At 70.6% G+C, this 13,794-nt stretch carries 16 protein-coding genes, 1 tRNA gene and 3 pseudogenes; 9 read left to right on the top strand and 11 right to left on the bottom strand.

Going from position 1 to position 13,794, the window contains the following annotated elements:
- Nucleotides 1-32 precede the first annotated feature (32 nt).
- Complete coding sequence (locus ELQ39_RS14825) at nucleotides 33-938, top strand: NADP-dependent oxidoreductase (RefSeq protein ID WP_225643873.1); 906 nt, start codon at nucleotides 33-35, stop codon at nucleotides 936-938.
- Between the two features lie 34 nt (nucleotides 939-972).
- Here ELQ39_RS14825 and ELQ39_RS14830 read toward each other — a convergent pair whose 3' ends face one another.
- Nucleotides 973-1,332, bottom strand: a complete 360-nt coding sequence (locus tag ELQ39_RS14830) for a helix-turn-helix transcriptional regulator (protein WP_242592168.1) — start codon at nucleotides 1,330-1,332, stop codon at nucleotides 973-975.
- Between the two features lie 64 nt (nucleotides 1,333-1,396).
- On the opposite strand from ELQ39_RS14830, the gene ELQ39_RS14835 reads away from it, so the two are divergent.
- Entirely contained in the window at nucleotides 1,397-1,846 is a 450-nt protein-coding gene (locus tag ELQ39_RS14835) for an STAS domain-containing protein (protein WP_242592169.1), read from the top strand.
- Between the two features lie 97 nt (nucleotides 1,847-1,943).
- On the opposite strand, the gene ELQ39_RS14840 is transcribed toward ELQ39_RS14835, so the two are convergent.
- The 3 genes from ELQ39_RS14840 to ELQ39_RS14850 form a co-directional block, all read right to left on the bottom strand.
- Nucleotides 1,944-2,444 (bottom strand): phosphoribosyltransferase, encoded by a 501-nt coding sequence (locus tag ELQ39_RS14840; protein ID WP_225627211.1) that lies wholly within the window; start codon nucleotides 2,442-2,444, stop codon nucleotides 1,944-1,946.
- Nucleotides 2,445-2,449: 5 nt separating this feature from the next.
- Nucleotides 2,450-3,025, bottom strand: a complete 576-nt coding sequence (gene dcd / locus ELQ39_RS14845) for a dCTP deaminase (RefSeq protein ID WP_086702907.1) — start codon at nucleotides 3,023-3,025, stop codon at nucleotides 2,450-2,452.
- A 107-nt stretch (nucleotides 3,026-3,132) separates the two neighbouring features.
- The gene (locus ELQ39_RS14850) at nucleotides 3,133-3,291 is read right to left on the bottom strand and encodes a hypothetical protein (protein ID WP_168713453.1); all 159 of its coding nucleotides are present in this window, start codon (nucleotides 3,289-3,291) and stop codon (nucleotides 3,133-3,135) included.
- A gap of 268 nt (nucleotides 3,292-3,559) precedes the next feature.
- On the opposite strand from ELQ39_RS14850, the gene ELQ39_RS14855 reads away from it, so the two are divergent.
- Nucleotides 3,560-3,633 (top strand) — tRNA-Gly (locus tag ELQ39_RS14855).
- A gap of 110 nt (nucleotides 3,634-3,743) precedes the next feature.
- Nucleotides 3,744-4,055 carry a hypothetical protein gene (locus ELQ39_RS14860; RefSeq protein ID WP_242592170.1) on the top strand — a complete coding sequence of 104 codons (312 nt, stop codon included), beginning with the start codon at nucleotides 3,744-3,746 and terminating at the stop codon, nucleotides 4,053-4,055.
- A 31-nt stretch (nucleotides 4,056-4,086) separates the two neighbouring features.
- Here ELQ39_RS14860 and ELQ39_RS14865 read toward each other — a convergent pair.
- Nucleotides 4,087-4,410, bottom strand: a pseudogene (locus tag ELQ39_RS14865) (tyrosine-type recombinase/integrase); the annotation flags it as partial.
- A gap of 181 nt (nucleotides 4,411-4,591) precedes the next feature.
- On the opposite strand from ELQ39_RS14865, the gene ELQ39_RS14870 reads away from it, so the two are divergent.
- The 3 genes from ELQ39_RS14870 to ELQ39_RS14880 all read left to right on the top strand — a co-directional run bounded on the left by ELQ39_RS14870 (nucleotide 4,592) and on the right by ELQ39_RS14880 (nucleotide 8,368).
- Nucleotides 4,592-6,319, top strand: coding sequence for a SpoIIE family protein phosphatase (locus ELQ39_RS14870; RefSeq protein WP_242592171.1), 1,728 nt, complete (start codon nucleotides 4,592-4,594; stop codon nucleotides 6,317-6,319).
- Nucleotides 6,320-6,713: 394 nt separating this feature from the next.
- Nucleotides 6,714-7,331, top strand: coding sequence for a DUF5994 family protein (locus ELQ39_RS14875; protein ID WP_242592172.1), 618 nt, complete (start codon nucleotides 6,714-6,716; stop codon nucleotides 7,329-7,331).
- Nucleotides 7,328-8,368 (top strand): fatty acid desaturase family protein, encoded by a 1,041-nt coding sequence (locus ELQ39_RS14880; RefSeq protein ID WP_242592173.1) that lies wholly within the window; start codon nucleotides 7,328-7,330, stop codon nucleotides 8,366-8,368. The genes ELQ39_RS14875 and ELQ39_RS14880 overlap by 4 nt, the downstream gene beginning before the upstream one ends.
- Before the next feature lie 46 nt (nucleotides 8,369-8,414).
- Here ELQ39_RS14880 and ELQ39_RS14885 read toward each other — a convergent pair whose 3' ends face one another.
- Both ELQ39_RS14885 and ELQ39_RS14890 read right to left on the bottom strand, forming a co-directional pair.
- A complete protein-coding gene (locus ELQ39_RS14885) occupies nucleotides 8,415-8,633 on the bottom strand; it encodes a hypothetical protein (protein WP_242592174.1) in 219 nt (72 codons plus the stop codon).
- A 5-nt stretch (nucleotides 8,634-8,638) separates the two neighbouring features.
- On the bottom strand, nucleotides 8,639-9,229 hold the full coding sequence (locus tag ELQ39_RS14890) for a DUF5994 family protein (protein WP_242592175.1): 591 nt from the start codon (nucleotides 9,227-9,229) through the stop codon (nucleotides 8,639-8,641).
- A 305-nt stretch (nucleotides 9,230-9,534) separates the two neighbouring features.
- Here ELQ39_RS14890 and ELQ39_RS14895 point away from each other — a divergent pair, with 305 nt between their 5' ends.
- Nucleotides 9,535-9,936 carry a DUF5994 family protein gene (locus ELQ39_RS14895; protein ID WP_242592176.1) on the top strand — a complete coding sequence of 134 codons (402 nt, stop codon included), beginning with the start codon at nucleotides 9,535-9,537 and terminating at the stop codon, nucleotides 9,934-9,936.
- On the opposite strand, the pseudogene ELQ39_RS14900 reads toward ELQ39_RS14895, so the two are convergent.
- The 4 genes and pseudogenes from ELQ39_RS14900 to ELQ39_RS14920 all read right to left on the bottom strand — a co-directional run bounded on the left by ELQ39_RS14900 (nucleotide 9,904) and on the right by ELQ39_RS14920 (nucleotide 13,097).
- Nucleotides 9,904-10,430: pseudogene (locus tag ELQ39_RS14900) on the bottom strand (DUF5994 family protein). The gene ELQ39_RS14895 and the pseudogene ELQ39_RS14900 sit on opposite strands and share 33 nt — an antisense overlap.
- 273 nt (nucleotides 10,431-10,703) lie before the next feature.
- Nucleotides 10,704-11,042 (bottom strand): XRE family transcriptional regulator, encoded by a 339-nt coding sequence (locus tag ELQ39_RS14905; protein ID WP_242592177.1) that lies wholly within the window; start codon nucleotides 11,040-11,042, stop codon nucleotides 10,704-10,706.
- Nucleotides 11,039-11,242, bottom strand: a pseudogene (locus ELQ39_RS14910) (type II toxin-antitoxin system RelE/ParE family toxin); the annotation flags it as partial. The pseudogene ELQ39_RS14910 and the gene ELQ39_RS14905, both read right to left, overlap by 4 nt.
- 475 nt (nucleotides 11,243-11,717) lie before the next feature.
- Nucleotides 11,718-13,097, bottom strand: coding sequence for an NAD(P)-binding domain-containing protein (locus tag ELQ39_RS14920; RefSeq protein ID WP_242592179.1), 1,380 nt, complete (start codon nucleotides 13,095-13,097; stop codon nucleotides 11,718-11,720).
- A gap of 296 nt (nucleotides 13,098-13,393) precedes the next feature.
- On the opposite strand from ELQ39_RS14920, the gene ELQ39_RS14930 reads away from it, so the two are divergent.
- Nucleotides 13,394-13,771, top strand: coding sequence for an ArsR/SmtB family transcription factor (locus tag ELQ39_RS14930; protein WP_242592180.1), 378 nt, complete (start codon nucleotides 13,394-13,396; stop codon nucleotides 13,769-13,771).
- Nucleotides 13,772-13,794: the final 23 nt, after the last annotated feature.

The following is a 13,794-nucleotide window of genomic DNA, read 5'->3' on the forward strand; positions in this document are numbered from 1 at the left end:
CCGGCTTTTCCGGCCCCAGGAGGCAGACCATCATGCGCGCAGCCCGCTACCACGAGTACGGCGACCCCACGGTGCTCACCGTCGAGGAGGCCCCCGACCCGACGCCGGGCCCCGGCGAGATACGGATCCGGGTCGCCGCGGCGAGCGTCAACCCGGTCGACTGGAAGGTGCGCAGCGGCGCCGTGCGGGACCTTCTGCCCGTCGACCTGCCGGCGGTCCCCGGCCGGGACGCCGTGGGCCGGGTGGACCGGATCGGCGAGGGAGTGGAGGGCGTCGGCATCGGAGACCGCGTCTTCGGGCTCGGCGGGGTGACGGGCGCGACGGCGGAACTGGCGGTGCTGTCGGCCTGGGCGCCGGCGCCCGCGGCATGGAGCGACGAGGAGGCGGCCGGGGCGGCCCTGGCCTCCGTGACGGCGCTGAGCGGCTTGAAGGCGCTCGGCCCGCTGTCCGGCCGTACCCTCCTGGTCGAGGGCGCCGCCGGAGGGGTCGGCGGTGCGGCGGTCGAGCTGGCGGTCGCCGCGGGGGCCACGGTGATCGGGACGGCGGGCGCGCACAACCACGCGTTCCTCACTGCCCTGGGCGCGCTCCCCACGACGTACGGGGCGGGCCTCGCGGAGCGGCTGGCGGCCGTGGCGCCGCAGGGCGTCGACCTGGTGCTCGACACCGCCGCGTCGGGCTCGCTCGGGGAACTCGTGGAGATCGCGGGCGACCCGTCCCGCGTGGTGACCGTCGCGGACCACCGGAACGCGGGGCGCCTGGGCGTACGGGTGGCCGACGCGGTCAACGACCCGGCGTACCTGGCCGAGGCGGCCGCGCTCGGCGAGCGGGGCCGTTACACCCCGCGCGTGGAGCGGACGTACCCGCTGGAGGAGATCGCGCAGGCGCACGCCCACTCGGAGGGCGGGCATGTGCGGGGGAAGATCGTGGTGGTGCTGTGACCGGTCCTCGGTGGCCGGCAGGGGTGCCCCGGCACTACCTCACAGCGCTCGACCCCAACCCCGTGTGCTGAGCAACCGGCTTCCCGACGCGTTCGCTCTCGTCCTGCACGAGCAGGGACAGCAGAGACGCCACCGGGAGGCCGGCTTCCGCCGGGTGGCGCAGCACCTTGTCCGGCTCGATGCGGTAGGTGTTCGTGCGCCCGTCGCGAGTGTGGGAGAGGTAACCGTCCTGTTCGAGATCGGAAATGATCCGCTGGACGGCACGCTCGGTGAGCCTGCAGTGGGCGGCGATGTCGCGGATCCGGACGTTCGGGTTATCGGCGATGACCGCGAGTACACGCGCGTGATTGGTGACGAACGTCCATCCGGTGTGAGGTTCGGGCACTCCAGCCATGCCCCGCATTTTACGGCTCATCCTTGCCGGAACACAGATACATGACATACTTTTCCGGTAACCGATGACTGCTCCCCTGGGGGAGCGGCACAGCAGGAGGAGCCCGATGGTGCCCTGGGACGAGGCCGTCTCGCCGACGCTCATGAGTGCCGCCGACGGGAAGCCGAAGCCGAGACAGGCCATCGAGCGTGTTCCCGAACAGGCCTCGGTGCATCAGTACGAGTGGCACGGCGCCTGGGTGGTCACCGCGCACGGCTCCTTCGACATGCAGACGATCAGGCCCTTGGCGAACGCGCTGAAGGCCGCCGTCGGACGGCATCCGAAGGTGGTGCTGGAGGCCTCCGGCGTCACCTTCGCGGACTCGACGTTCCTGAACCTGCTGATCCTCACCCACCAGCGGGGCACCCTGCGCGTGGTCGCGCCGTCACGGCAGGTCCGGCGGCTCTACGAGCTCACCGGCGTCGACAAGATCCTGGAAGTACGACGGACAGTGGACGAAGCCGCCCGTTCCTGAATTGCCCTGCACCGGGCCACGCGACGCACGTGGGGAGGGGCAAAGGGGCGCCGCGCCGATCCGGCTCAGGGAAGCCGGCAGCGAGCGACTCCAGGGGTCAGAGCGCTTCCCTGTTCTCCCTCGGCGCCTGACCCGACGTGTGCACGGGAGGCAGGACACTCCACGGGAAGTTGATCCACTCGTCGGTGCGCTTCCACACGTACTCGCACTTCACCAGCGACTGCGTCTTCTCGTAGATGACGGCGCTGCGCACCTCGGCGACGGCGTCGAGGCAGAAGTCGCGGACCAGTTTGAGGGTCTTGCCGGTGTCGGCGACGTCGTCGGCGATCAGCACCTTCTTGTCGGTGAAGTCGATCGCGTTGGGGACGGGCGCGAGCATGACGGGCATCTCGAGGGTCGTCCCGACGCCGGTGTAGAACTCCACGTTCACCAGGTGGATGTTCTTGCAGTCGAGCGCGTAGGCGAGGCCGCCGGCGACGAAGACGCCACCGCGGGCGATGCTCAGCACCACGTCCGGCTGGTAGCCGTCGTCGGCGATGGTCTGGGCGAGCTCGCGGACGGCGACGCCGAACTGCTCGTAGCTGAGGTTCTCGCGCATGCCGCTCACACCTGCGTCCGGTGGAAGTTGAGGTAGGACCGCGAGGCCGTGGGCCCGCGCTGCCCCTGGTAACGGGAGCCGTACCGCTCACTGCCGTACGGGTGCTCGGCCGGCGAGCTGAGCCGGAACATACAGAGCTGTCCGATCTTCATACCGGGCCAGAGCTTGATGGGAAGCGTGGCGAGGTTGCTCAGCTCCAGCGTCACGTGCCCGGAGAACCCGGGGTCGATGAACCCGGCGGTGGAGTGCGTCACCAGCCCGAGCCGGCCCAGCGAGCTCTTGCCCTCGAGGCGCGAGGCGAGGTCGTCGGGCAGCGTGATGACCTCGTACGTGCTGGCCAGCACGAACTCGCCCGGGTGCAGGATGAACGGCTCGTCCCCCTCCGGCTCCACGAGCCGGGTGAGGTCCGCCTGCTCGACCGAGGGGTCGATGTGGGGGTAGCGGTGGTTCTCGAACACCCGGAAGTAGCGGTCGAGACGTACGTCGATGCTGGACGGCTGCACCATGGATGCGTCGTAGGGATCGATCCGCACCCGCCCGGCGTCGATCTCGGCCCGGATGTCCTTGTCTGAGAGAAGCACGCCCCGAGAATACGCAAGGCGCGCGGGGCGACCGAAACCGGCCGCCCCGCGCGCCTGTGCCCTCTGTCTGCGGTTTCCCTACCGCGTCGGCCGCCCGTGTGTCTGCGTCACCGCTTCTGCAAGGTCACCGGCACGACGCTGCGAAGCCGCGCACAGCGCGGACACCGCAGCAGCCGGCCGGGCCCGAGGCGCTCGGCCTGCTGCATCGGGAACGAGGCGGCGGTGAACACGTGCCCATCGGCACAGCGGACGACGGTGCGCTCCATCAAGTCCAAGAGTCCCTTCCCCAAGAGCCGCGTCTGGCTTGCTGCCCTGACGACAAAAGCCACGTTACGGGATGAAAGGAACGGTCCTCCAGGCGGCACCCCGGACGCACCCCACGCCCTCACGCTACGCCCCGCCGTGTGCCCGCCGCAGCCGCTTCCACACCCTGAAACACCGTCAGGCCCCCGGGTCTTGGACACCGGGGGCCTGCGATGAGGTACAGTGAGCGAGCGTCCGGACCACTCCCGGTGGAGCGGTTCTGGATCTTGCGCGGGTGTAGTTTAATGGTAGAACATCAGCTTCCCAAGCTGAGAGCGCGAGTTCGATTCTCGTCACCCGCTCCATGAAGAAGGCCCAGGTCAAAGACCTGGGCCGTTTTGCTGTCCGCTGTGACCACTCGCCGAGTGCCAGATTCGTGCCAGGACACTGATCGTCTGGATCGCTGGGGGAGGACATGAGCAAGCAGATCGCCGGATGGATCATGGATCGCAACCTGCGTGCCTTCCTGGAACTGCTGTCCCGCTACGTCGACTACGCATTCGACGACACCGACTGGGACACCATCGAAACCGGTGTCCGGGACACCGACGACGAGAAGTCCGACGGCTGGTACTCGTATCCGCTCGCCGGCACGAGCGCCACCCTGGAAGTCAGCTTCGCCCGCTCTGTGGGCAGCGAGGTGATGTCCGTCAGCGTCACCGGAGTCGAGACGCCTGAGCTCCAGCTCCGAACCGACACTCTGCTGTCCGCATTCGCCAGCATCTGAATACTGTCTTCTCCCCCTAGGCGCCGGAACCTTACCCCTTGGCGAGCTGGCGCTCTTCTGACGTACCTGGCACGGCAGCAGCTTCCCGTGCAACCTGACGTGCCTTGCGGACAGTCGCGTCGAGTCCCGCAGCGACTTCCTGCTGTCGCTCGTGGTCGGAGTGCTGGTACATCAGCGCCGCCTTCTCCGAAGACTGCCCGACGCGGACCATGGTGTCTTTGAGCGTGGCCCCGGAGCGCGTGAAGAGCGTGTGCCCGGTGTGCCGGAGGTCGTAAAACCGGAAGCCCTGGGGCATACCGACGACCTCCCGCGCCCGCCGCCACTTCCGCCCGAAGGTGCTGCGCCGGAAGGGCCGGACGCCGAGGAACTTGATCGCGGCCCAGGCGATGACGCCCAGGACGAAGACGAGCGGCAGCGAGACGGTCACGGGCCGGCCCGTGGGCCGTGCCCGCGCGGTATGCGCCGACTGCCCCGATGCCGTGCGAGCAGGACCGCGTCGGAGCACCATCGACGGGAAGGCAGCCGATGGAGGGTCCGTGCGAGATGCGGTGGGTGATGACGTGGGGCGGTGGCCGGCGGGCGAGCCGGGTTTCTGGCGGCAGGTCGTCGAGCGGCTGGGCACGGCGCTGCTGGTGCTGGACACAGCCGGACGCGTGATCGCCGCGAACCCGGCGGCCGAGCGGCTGCTGGGCCGCACGACCGCGGCGATGCGGGGCGCCGACGCACACGATCTGCTGCACCGGGACGCGGATGGCAACAAGGTGCCGCGGGACCGGTGCCCCCTGCTCCACGCGCTGGCCGAGGGCAAGGGCGCGCAAGGGGAGGGTGGCACATATCTGCGGGACGACGGTCGCCTGCTGGCTGTCTCCTGGTCGGCGTCCCCCTTGACGGAGGGCGGCTCCGTCAAAGGGATGGCACTGCTGTTCACAAACGCCACCGGGGACCGCCGCATCCACCGGGAGCGAACGGCACGCACACGCGCCCTGGAGGACCTCAACGAGCGGCTGTCCCTGGTCGCGGAGATCACGGACGTTCTGGGGCAGACCCTGGAGACCGACGAGGCGCTGGCCCGCCTGGTGCGCCTGCTCGTGCCCCGTCTGGCCGACTGGGCGGCGGTGGACCTGCGGACCGGTTCCGGCGAGGTCCACCGGGTGGCGGTGACCGGCCCAGAGGGACGGGACGCCGGATTCCAGGGCCGGCGCGCGCCCGCCTCCAAGGAGGCCCGTGCGGGGGAGGACTCGCCGCTGGATCGGGTGCTGACCGGGGGCGGATCCGTACTCCAGGAGCGGGTGCCTGCCGTCACCCCGACCGCCGGGCATCTTCCTCTGGCGGCTCTCCACAGTGGCTTCCTGGCTGCGGTGGGCGCGAGCTCTGCCGTCACGGTGCCGCTCGGCGCCCGGGACCGGATCACCGGGGCGCTGACGGTGGTGCGCACCGACCCGGCGCATCCCTTCGACCAAGGGGACCTGGAGGTGGTGGGTGACGTCGGCCGCCGGGTCGGCATGGTCATCGACAACACCCGCCGCTACGGCCGTCAGCGTGCCGTCGCCGAGGCCATGCAGCGCAACCTGCTCGCCCCGCTGCCCCGGCCCGGGCACCTCCGGCTGGCCGCCCGCTACCAGCCCGCACCTGCGGGCTCGCAGGTCGGCGGGGACTGGTACGACGCCTTCATGCTGAAGGACGGTGCGCTCGCCCTGGTCATCGGTGACGTCGTGGGCCACGACCTGACCGCGGCGGCCGGCATGGCCCAACTGCACGGCATCCTGCGTTCACTGGCCTGGGACCACACGGGACCGCCCGGCGCCGTCGTCGACCGCCTCGACGCCGCCATGCCGATCATCACCACCGTCCCGCTGGCCACCCTGATCCTCGCCCGCGTCGAGGGCGACCCGGACACGGGACCCTGGACGCTCCGCTGGACCAGCGCGGGGCACCCGCCTCCGTTGCTCCTCTCCCCGAACGGCACCGCGTGCTATCTGGAAGCCGGCCAGGGATTGCTCCTCGGCACCGGACCCGTCGGCGGCGCGGGCCGGCCGGACGCCACACATCCCCTGGAGCCCGGCTCCACCCTGCTGCTGTACACGGACGGGCTCGTCGAGACACCGGGCAGTGATCTCGGCACGGGCCTGGACCGGCTGCGCCGGCACGCCCTCACGCTCGTCGACGAACCGCTGGACAGGCTGTGCGGAAAGGTGCTCGCCCACCTGCCGCCCGGCAGCACCGACGACGTGGCCCTGCTCGCCCTGCGTGTACCGCCGCGATGAGACGTGGTGGCCATCGGTCCGGGCCGGTGCGGCGAAGGCGCCCACCGTCTCCCGCGGCACCGATGACCTGCTGTCACGCCGCCCTTACACACCGAGGAGTAGTCTGAGGAGACCGAGGGCATCAGGCACGCCGGTGGCGGACCGGCTCAACCCCGGTATCCACTGGCATTCGTCACGCGGGAGGGTCTCCCTCTCCACCCCGCATACGCCCGCCGACTCCCTTCCCGCGAACTCGCGGCGGTCTTCGGCGTTTTCCTCCGGCAAGAGCGGCCAGGCACGACCTCCAGCACCCGGATCCACCGGCCACGTCCGGCCTGCCCGACAGGGCCCGCGGACCGTCGGCCGCCGTGCCCTGCCGAACCGGCTGGCACCCAACTCCTCAGAGAGATCCCACGTGATCACCACAGTCCCCACCGCACCATCCACCCCGTCCCCGTCCCTGCCCCTCGTCCGCCTGCGTCTCGCGCCGCACGGCGCGCTGCCGCGCCGGATCGACGGGGTGTGGTGGCCGTACTCCCGCGATCTTCTGACACAGCTCCCGAAGATGCTCGCCGCGCTGCCGAACGCGTGGGGCGACATCACCGGCGTCACCGTGGACGCCGCGGCCTGGTCGGCGGCGCCGGGGCGCATGTTCGTCGCCAACCAGGTCGTCCGCCTGCACAAGGCCCCCGCCTCTCCGGACGCCCCGGACCGGGTCGTCCTGCTCTCCCCCGGGCTCGGCCGCTGGGACCTGCAGGTGATCCCGCCGGAGGCGACGAAGGAAGCGGCCGCTCGTCTTACGGCCACCGCCCTGGACGACAGACGGCCGGCGTCGGGGGAGAAGCCCGGCCCCCGGCCCCGAGGCGGCGGCAGGGCCGCGCGGCCGTGCGGGACCCGCCGGGCGGGGAACCCGCGCCCCTCGGTGGTAGGAGCCGCCGCGGGCACGTCCGTGTACGCGCCCGTTCGCCGCGCCCAATCCGCCCTGGGGCCGACCCGAGTCATCCGCCCGCTTCTCAGGAAGACGTCCTCATGACTATGGCCGCCACCACCGCCACGCGCCCCGACACTCCCGGCAGCGACTTCGCCCGGCTGTCGAAGAAGATCGCGGATGCCGGACTGCTGGGGCGCCGCCCCGGCTACTACACATTACGCATCACCGCCGTGACCGGGCTCTACGCCACCGGATGGGCCGCGTTCGTCCTCGTCGGCGCCTCCTGGTGGACACTGGCGATCGCCGCGTTCCTGGCCGTGATGTACGGGCAAGTCGCCCTGGTCGCCCATGACATGGCCCACCGGCAGGTGTTCCGCCGCCGCCGGGCCAGCGAGTTGTCCGGACGGATCGCCGGCGCGTCGATCGGCATGAGCTACGGCTGGTGGCAGGACAAGCACACCCGTCACCACGCCAACCCCAACACCGAGAACCTCGACCCCGACATCGGACCCGACCTGCTCGTCTGGTCCCCGGACCAGGCCCGCGCCGCCACCGGACTGCCCCGCCTGCTCGGCCGCTGGCAGGCGTTCCTCTTCTTTCCCCTTCTCACGCTGGAGGGCTTCAACCTGCACGTGGCGAGCGGCAGGGCCGTCGCCAACCGTCGGCTCAAACGCCGCGCGCTCGACGGAACGCTGCTGCTCGCGCACTGCGCCGTCTACCTGACCGCTCTGTTCTGGGTGTTGCCGCCCGGTATGGCGTTCGCCTTCCTCGCCGTCCACCAGTGCCTGTTCGGCGTCTACCTCGGTTCGGCCTTCGCACCCAACCACAAGGGGATGCCGATCCTGTCGGCCGACGACCGCCCCGACTTCCTCCGCCGCCAGGTGCTCACCTCGCGCAACGTCAACGGGGGCCGGTTCACCGACCTGGCGCTCGGTGGCCTGAACCACCAGATCGAGCACCACCTGTTCCCGAGCATGCCCAGCCCCAACCTGCGCAAGGCCCGCGCCATCGTCCGGCGGTACTGCCGGGACCTGGGCGTGGACTACGCGGAAACGGGCCTGGTCGCCTCCTACCGGCTGGCGCTCACCAGCCTCCACGACGCTGGCGCCCCGCTCCGACGGACCCGCGTCCGCGCCTAGGGGGTGTCGTGGGTACGGCGTCCAGGGCGCAGCCGTCCGCGTGCGCCTACCGGGGGCCCCGGCGCTCGTCGGCGTCGTTCGCGACGGGGGACCGTCCGCCTGCGACCGGCCCGTCGTTGGTCTTCTGATCCGGTGCGACCACACCGCCGCGGTCGTAGTGGAAGGCGGCGCTTCTGTCCCCGTGCTGAGCGTTCAGCCGGCGGATGAGGAACGCGCCTGCCGCGATCACCGCCAGCAGCACGATCACCGTCACCAGGATGTCCATGGTTCTCACACCCTTTCCGGCCGGTCCTCCGGCGCGGCGATGGCGACGCGAAGCCATGGAGAAGTGACGAAAGCATCGGCTCCATGTCCTCCTTCGGACTCCCACACCGCTTCCCTGGTGCGGTCGGCCTCGGCGGTCACCGTCAGACGCCCGGCATCCGCCAGCAGGCTGCTCGCGGTCGCCGCCCGGCGCGGATCGCTCGCGGCGGCCATCAGCCAGGCGGCCGCGGCCGGAGGCATCTGCGGGGGAACGACCAGCAAGTTCCAGCGGCCCGCGTGGTAGGAGAGCAGCAACAGCTCGTGCTCGTCCTGCTCGAAGCGGAACCAGCCCACCTTCACCACATGACCGGCGACAGGCACCTTGCGCGGGACGGCCGGCCACTGGGCGGGGTTCACCGTGACCCGGGTGATCCGCCCCCACAGCGGATCCAGAACGGACGCCAGGGCCGGCAGTTCGGCGGTGAGGTCGCGCGAGCGCGGCCACCAGGCTCCGTCGAGCAGGAGCGGTGCCGAACCGGCGGGAGCGAGCGAGAGACGTACGGGGGATGTGGGACGCCTGTCTCCAGACGTCGTCGGAGGAGAGACGGTCGCAGTCATGACGCGAACCCTGCCCCGGGCGGGCCTGAGCCGACCCGGCGTATTCGATCACCGCAAACGGCACAGACGCGAAATGTCCGTGCGCGGAGTGTCCCCGGTTTCTCCAGCCTACTCTTCGCGGCGCCCGAGCAGCCGTACGCCGGGGCAGTCCAGCCGATGAGGCCGAAGCCTCTTGTCGGGGCTCGTCGAGGAGTAGCCTGAGGACTTCGAGGGCTTTCGTGCACCGGCGCCGCCGGTCCCGTCCTCGCTCGCCCACCACCGGGCGCTCCGTCAGTCGACGCAGGCCCGCAGTCAGGCTTTTCCTCATGATCATGAACACCGTCCAGCTCCGTCCGCACGCAGCACCGTTCCGACCACGTGCCGCGCGCCTCGTCCTCGGATCCGCCAGCCGCTTCGGCCGTCCGGACGGCGCCTGGTGGCCACGGACCCGCGACCTGGCACGAGAACTCGGCGAACTGGCCGACGTGATCGATCCGCTGTGGGGCCGGCTCACCCACGTGGCCGTCAATCCCCGGCACTGGCAGCCTGTCCCGCGCGGCGTGGTAGTCGTCAACGGTCACGAGGTGGCGGTCGACCGTTTCACCGAGGGGCTCAACCCGCACAGGATCCTGCTGCAGTCCTACACCGCGGGCCGTTGGGATCTCCTCGTGGTGCCGCCCCCTACGAGCGCGTCGTCAGCGGCCCGGCTCATGGCGGCCGTGGCGTAGAGCAGACTGGGGCGCATGCCCCTGGCCCACACGCTCCGTGCCGGTGTCGATGAGGATCTGCTCCGCCGACGTCTGACTGCCGGCGCGCACGGCCGCGGCCATGGCCGCGCGCGCCGCGTCGGCCGCGGTGTGCGGCGGAACCACCAGCAGCGAGAAGAGATCATTGCCGCCCCGGGTGATGAGGACGGTGTCGTCTCCGACCGGGAAGGAGTCGATGTGGACGACACGGCCGTCGATCGTCATCCGCGTCGGCAGTTCGTCCAGGCGTCGGTGTCGAGACCGACACGTGTGATCGGCCCGAGGTACTCGGACAGCGCGGAGACAAGATCGGGCAGTTCACCGGCGATGTCCCGGGAGCGGGGCCACCACGCCCCGTCGAGCGCGCCCTTCCGGTCATGGGTCGTCTCAAGCCGCACCACGGCGGTGCCGGGTCGTGAAATGGCCTGGTGCACGGCGTCGGGCAAGAGCCTGGTCACCCGCGGGGGTTCGGACATCGCACTCGCCTGCCTACCGGGGACGGCAAACCGAAAGCCTCCTGGTTTCACGGTACTCCCCGACCGACGACGGCCGGGTTCCACGATCACCGGGGTACTCACCGTCACCGCCGCGTACGCGTAGAAGAACAAGGTCGAGCTGTGCTTCATGGTGGTCATTCGCGGCGCGCCAGATTCGCAGCAGAACGCTTCTCGGAGGTCATTCAGGCCGCCTGTTCCTGAGCCTTCCGGACGGTGACGTCGAGGCCGTGAGCGTTGTAGATGACAGTCGCCTCAAGCCACGGTGTACTCCGTATCCCTGAAATCTGCGATCACGCGCAGTCGGCCACCGAGTGCTTCCACATAGGCCCGGAGCGTCGCCACCTCGGCCCGGTCCAGCTCCCCGTGCTCGATCGCGGAGACGCGAGGAGCAGAGACTCCCATGGACGCGGCGGCCTGGCGCTGGGTCAACGCCTGTTCACGCCGGACCTCTGCCAGCCTGTGGGCGCGCACCTCGGCGGTCAGCCTGTCCATGGCCGCCTGCTTTTCCTGAGCCGAACGCACCGGCAGTCCAGCGGCCTCGCGCCGCTCACGCGCCTTGCGCTTGGTCTCCTCCCAGCTGACTGTGCTCATTCGTACTCCCTGGTCTCAAGATCGGTCACATGCGCCCGGTAGCGCTCCTCGGCGGTCGGGATGTTGACGTCGTACCAACGCTGCCAGTTTCCGGCCTTGTCACCAGCCACCAGCAGCACGGCCCGTCGCACTGGACCGAAAGCGAAGAGGATCCGGATCTCGCTGCTCCCGGACGAACCCGGCCTCAGCTCCTTCAAGTACAGACTGTCTCACCGCATCCGCCACACTCCCGCGAACGGTGATCCAGCATCGGCCCGGCAGCAACTTCTTGAGACGGCTCCGACCCGGCCGCGCCGCCGGTACATGCTGACGGACTCGCGTCCGGAGACCGCCCCGAATCGCATGGCAGCCGAGCACCCCTGCGCGGTTGCAATGCCCTTCCCCGAGTCACTCCCAACAACGGAGCACCGAACTCGCCGCGATCCGCCAAGCACCGCTTGCGGCTCGATGCCCCCTGACGCGCGCCCACAGCGTGCCCGTAAGAGCGGACGACCGTGGTGGTGCTGGTGGACCAGCCGGTCTCAGCGTCGACCTGGGGGTCCAGGACAAGGAAGGCGTAGTGGACGATGCCCCAACTGGTGATCTGGGTGAGGCAGAGGGCGGGCAGGACCGTGCGGGGCCGCGACCGGTCCCCTGTTCCGGTCGCGGCCCCGTCACGGCGGGTGCGGGGACTGATCACGAGCCGCAGCAGCCGCCCGCGGAGGTCCCCTCGGCAGGCGCCTTCGCGCCGAGCTGGATCAGCTGCGGCGCCGGTGTGCAGCAGCCGTCGCCGCTCTGCTCCGCCGCGGGTGCGTCGAAGAGCCCGGCTCCACCGCACACCCCGGTCTCCGGGAGGGTGAGTTCGACCCGGTCGGCGGACTCGGTGTCTCCGGCGATGGCGGCGACGACGGAACGGACCTGCTCATAGCCGGTCATGGCCAGGAACGTGGGGGCGCGCCCGTAGGACTTCATCCCGACCAGGTAGATGCCCTTTTCCGGGTGGGCCAGTTCGCGGTGGCCGTGCGGGTAGACGGTGCCGCAGGAGTGCTGGTTGGGGTCGATCAGCGGCGCCAGCGCGATGGGGGCCTGCAGACGCTCGTCCAGTCCGAGGCGAATCTCGGAGAGGAACGACAGGTCCGGCCGGAAGCCGGTCAGCACGATCACCTCGTCCACCGGCTCCAGGCGGCGGCCGTCCTCGGCGACCAGGACGAGGCGGCCGTCGTCGTCCCGCTCGATCGCCTCGGTACGGAAGCCGGTGACCGCGTCCGCGTGACCGTCGTCCACGGCGGCCTTGGCCGCGAGCCCGAGCGCGCCTCGCGCCGGGAGCTGGTCGGCGGTGCCGCCGCCGAAGGTCGAGCCGGAGATACCGCGGCGCAGGATCCACACCGCGTGGGTGCCTGCGCCGTCGTCGGCCCGGGCCAGATCGGCGAGGTAGGCAAGTGCGGTGAAGGCGGAGGCACCGGTGCCGATCACGGCGGTGCGCCTGCCCGCGTACCGGGTCCTCACGGCCGGGTCCTTCAGATCAGGGACGCGGTAGGTGATCCGGTCGGCGGCCGCCCTCTCGCCGAGTGCGGGCAGACCGCTGCCACCGGCCGGACCGGGCGTCGTCCAGGTACCGGAGGCGTCGATCACCTCCCGGGCGAGCACCTTCTCCTCCCGGCCGTCGGCGTGGGCGACGTGGACGACGAAGGGCTGTGTGGCGCGGTCGGCGTCGACGATCCGGTCGCGGCCGGCGCGAGAAACTCCGGTCACCCGTGCCCCGGTGCGCACTCGCTCGCCGAGGACGTCGGCAAGCGGCTGAAGGTACCTCTCGGCCCAGTCCCCGCCAGACGGGAAGGACGCCGGGTCGGGCTTGACCCAGCCGGTGGGTGCCAGCAGCTTTTCGGCTGCCGGGTCGGTCACCTCGCTCCAGGTGGAGAACAGCCGCACGTGGCTCCACTCCCGCACGGCGCTGCCCGCTGAGGTGCCGGCTTCCAGCACGAGCGGTTCGATGCCCCGCGCGACCAGGTGGGCTGCGGCTGCCAGGCCGACCGGTCCGGCTCCGATGACCACGACGGGCAGGTTCTGCGTTTCCATGGCGGTAGGTCCTCTGTGTCGTGTGCGGCTCGGGCGCTTCAGCGGAGGGGGGAGAGGGGGCGAGGGCGAGATACGTCCTGCTGCGCCGGGCGTCCGCACGGCAGTCGGCATCGCACACCTCAGCGGCGCCCCTGTTTCGAATTCTGTCGATGTCTTGCGTGAGCCAGCATGGCACCTGTATCGACAGGCGTCAACATAGACGTTCGTCGAACTGGGGTGGATCGTGGATCAGATCGACGCTCTGCCCGGCGCCGGTGACCCTGGCCACGTAATTCGACATGTGTCAACATAGACGCATGTCGAATGCCAAGGTCCTGCCGCTCCTCGAACCCGACGGTCGGAGCGTCGCGCCGTGCTGCCCGCCGCTGACCGAGCGGCCCCTGAACGCCGAGGAAGCCGAGACGGCCGCCCGCATGTTCAAGGCCCTCGGCGATCCCGTCCGCCTCCGGCTGTTCTCCGCGGTCGCCTCGCACGAGGGCGGCGAGGCGTGCGTGTGCGACATCTCCGACGTCGGTGTCTCCCAGCCGACCGTCTCCCACCACCTCAAGAAGCTGAAGGAGGCAGGCCTCCTGACCTCCGAGCGGCGCGGCACCTGGGTCTACTACCGGGTCGAGCCGTCCGTGCTCGCCGCGATGGGGCAACTGCTGACCAAGGCGTCGTCGCCCGCGGCCTGACGTCGGAACACCACCACGTTCCC

The sequence above is a fragment of the Streptomyces sp. GB4-14 genome (assembly GCF_022696125.1).
Classification (GTDB): domain Bacteria; phylum Actinomycetota; class Actinomycetes; order Streptomycetales; family Streptomycetaceae; genus Streptomyces; species Streptomyces werraensis.

What these genes read in the sequence shown, in the direction of transcription:
- ELQ39_RS14895 (WP_242592176.1), top strand. Translation starts at nt 9,535, where the DNA reads ATGATCATGAACACCGTCCAGCTCCGTCCGCACGCAGCACCGTTCCGA.
- ELQ39_RS14850 (WP_168713453.1), bottom strand. Translation starts at nt 3,291, where the DNA reads ATGGAGCGCACCGTCGTCCGCTGTGCCGATGGGCACGTGTTCACCGCC.
- ELQ39_RS14905 (WP_242592177.1), bottom strand. Translation starts at nt 11,042, where the DNA reads ATGAGCACAGTCAGCTGGGAGGAGACCAAGCGCAAGGCGCGTGAGCGG.
- ELQ39_RS14825 (WP_225643873.1), top strand. Translation starts at nt 33, where the DNA reads ATGCGCGCAGCCCGCTACCACGAGTACGGCGACCCCACGGTGCTCACC.
- ELQ39_RS14840 (WP_225627211.1), bottom strand. Translation starts at nt 2,444, where the DNA reads ATGCGCGAGAACCTCAGCTACGAGCAGTTCGGCGTCGCCGTCCGCGAG.
- ELQ39_RS14930 (WP_242592180.1), top strand. Translation starts at nt 13,394, where the DNA reads ATGTCGAATGCCAAGGTCCTGCCGCTCCTCGAACCCGACGGTCGGAGC.
- ELQ39_RS14880 (WP_242592173.1), top strand. Translation starts at nt 7,328, where the DNA reads ATGACTATGGCCGCCACCACCGCCACGCGCCCCGACACTCCCGGCAGC.
- ELQ39_RS14835 (WP_242592169.1), top strand. Translation starts at nt 1,397, where the DNA reads ATGACTGCTCCCCTGGGGGAGCGGCACAGCAGGAGGAGCCCGATGGTG.
- ELQ39_RS14890 (WP_242592175.1), bottom strand. Translation starts at nt 9,229, where the DNA reads ATGACTGCGACCGTCTCTCCTCCGACGACGTCTGGAGACAGGCGTCCC.
- ELQ39_RS14885 (WP_242592174.1), bottom strand. Translation starts at nt 8,633, where the DNA reads ATGGACATCCTGGTGACGGTGATCGTGCTGCTGGCGGTGATCGCGGCA.
- ELQ39_RS14920 (WP_242592179.1), bottom strand. Translation starts at nt 13,097, where the DNA reads ATGGAAACGCAGAACCTGCCCGTCGTGGTCATCGGAGCCGGACCGGTC.
- ELQ39_RS14860 (WP_242592170.1), top strand. Translation starts at nt 3,744, where the DNA reads ATGAGCAAGCAGATCGCCGGATGGATCATGGATCGCAACCTGCGTGCC.
- ELQ39_RS14830 (WP_242592168.1), bottom strand. Translation starts at nt 1,332, where the DNA reads ATGGCTGGAGTGCCCGAACCTCACACCGGATGGACGTTCGTCACCAAT.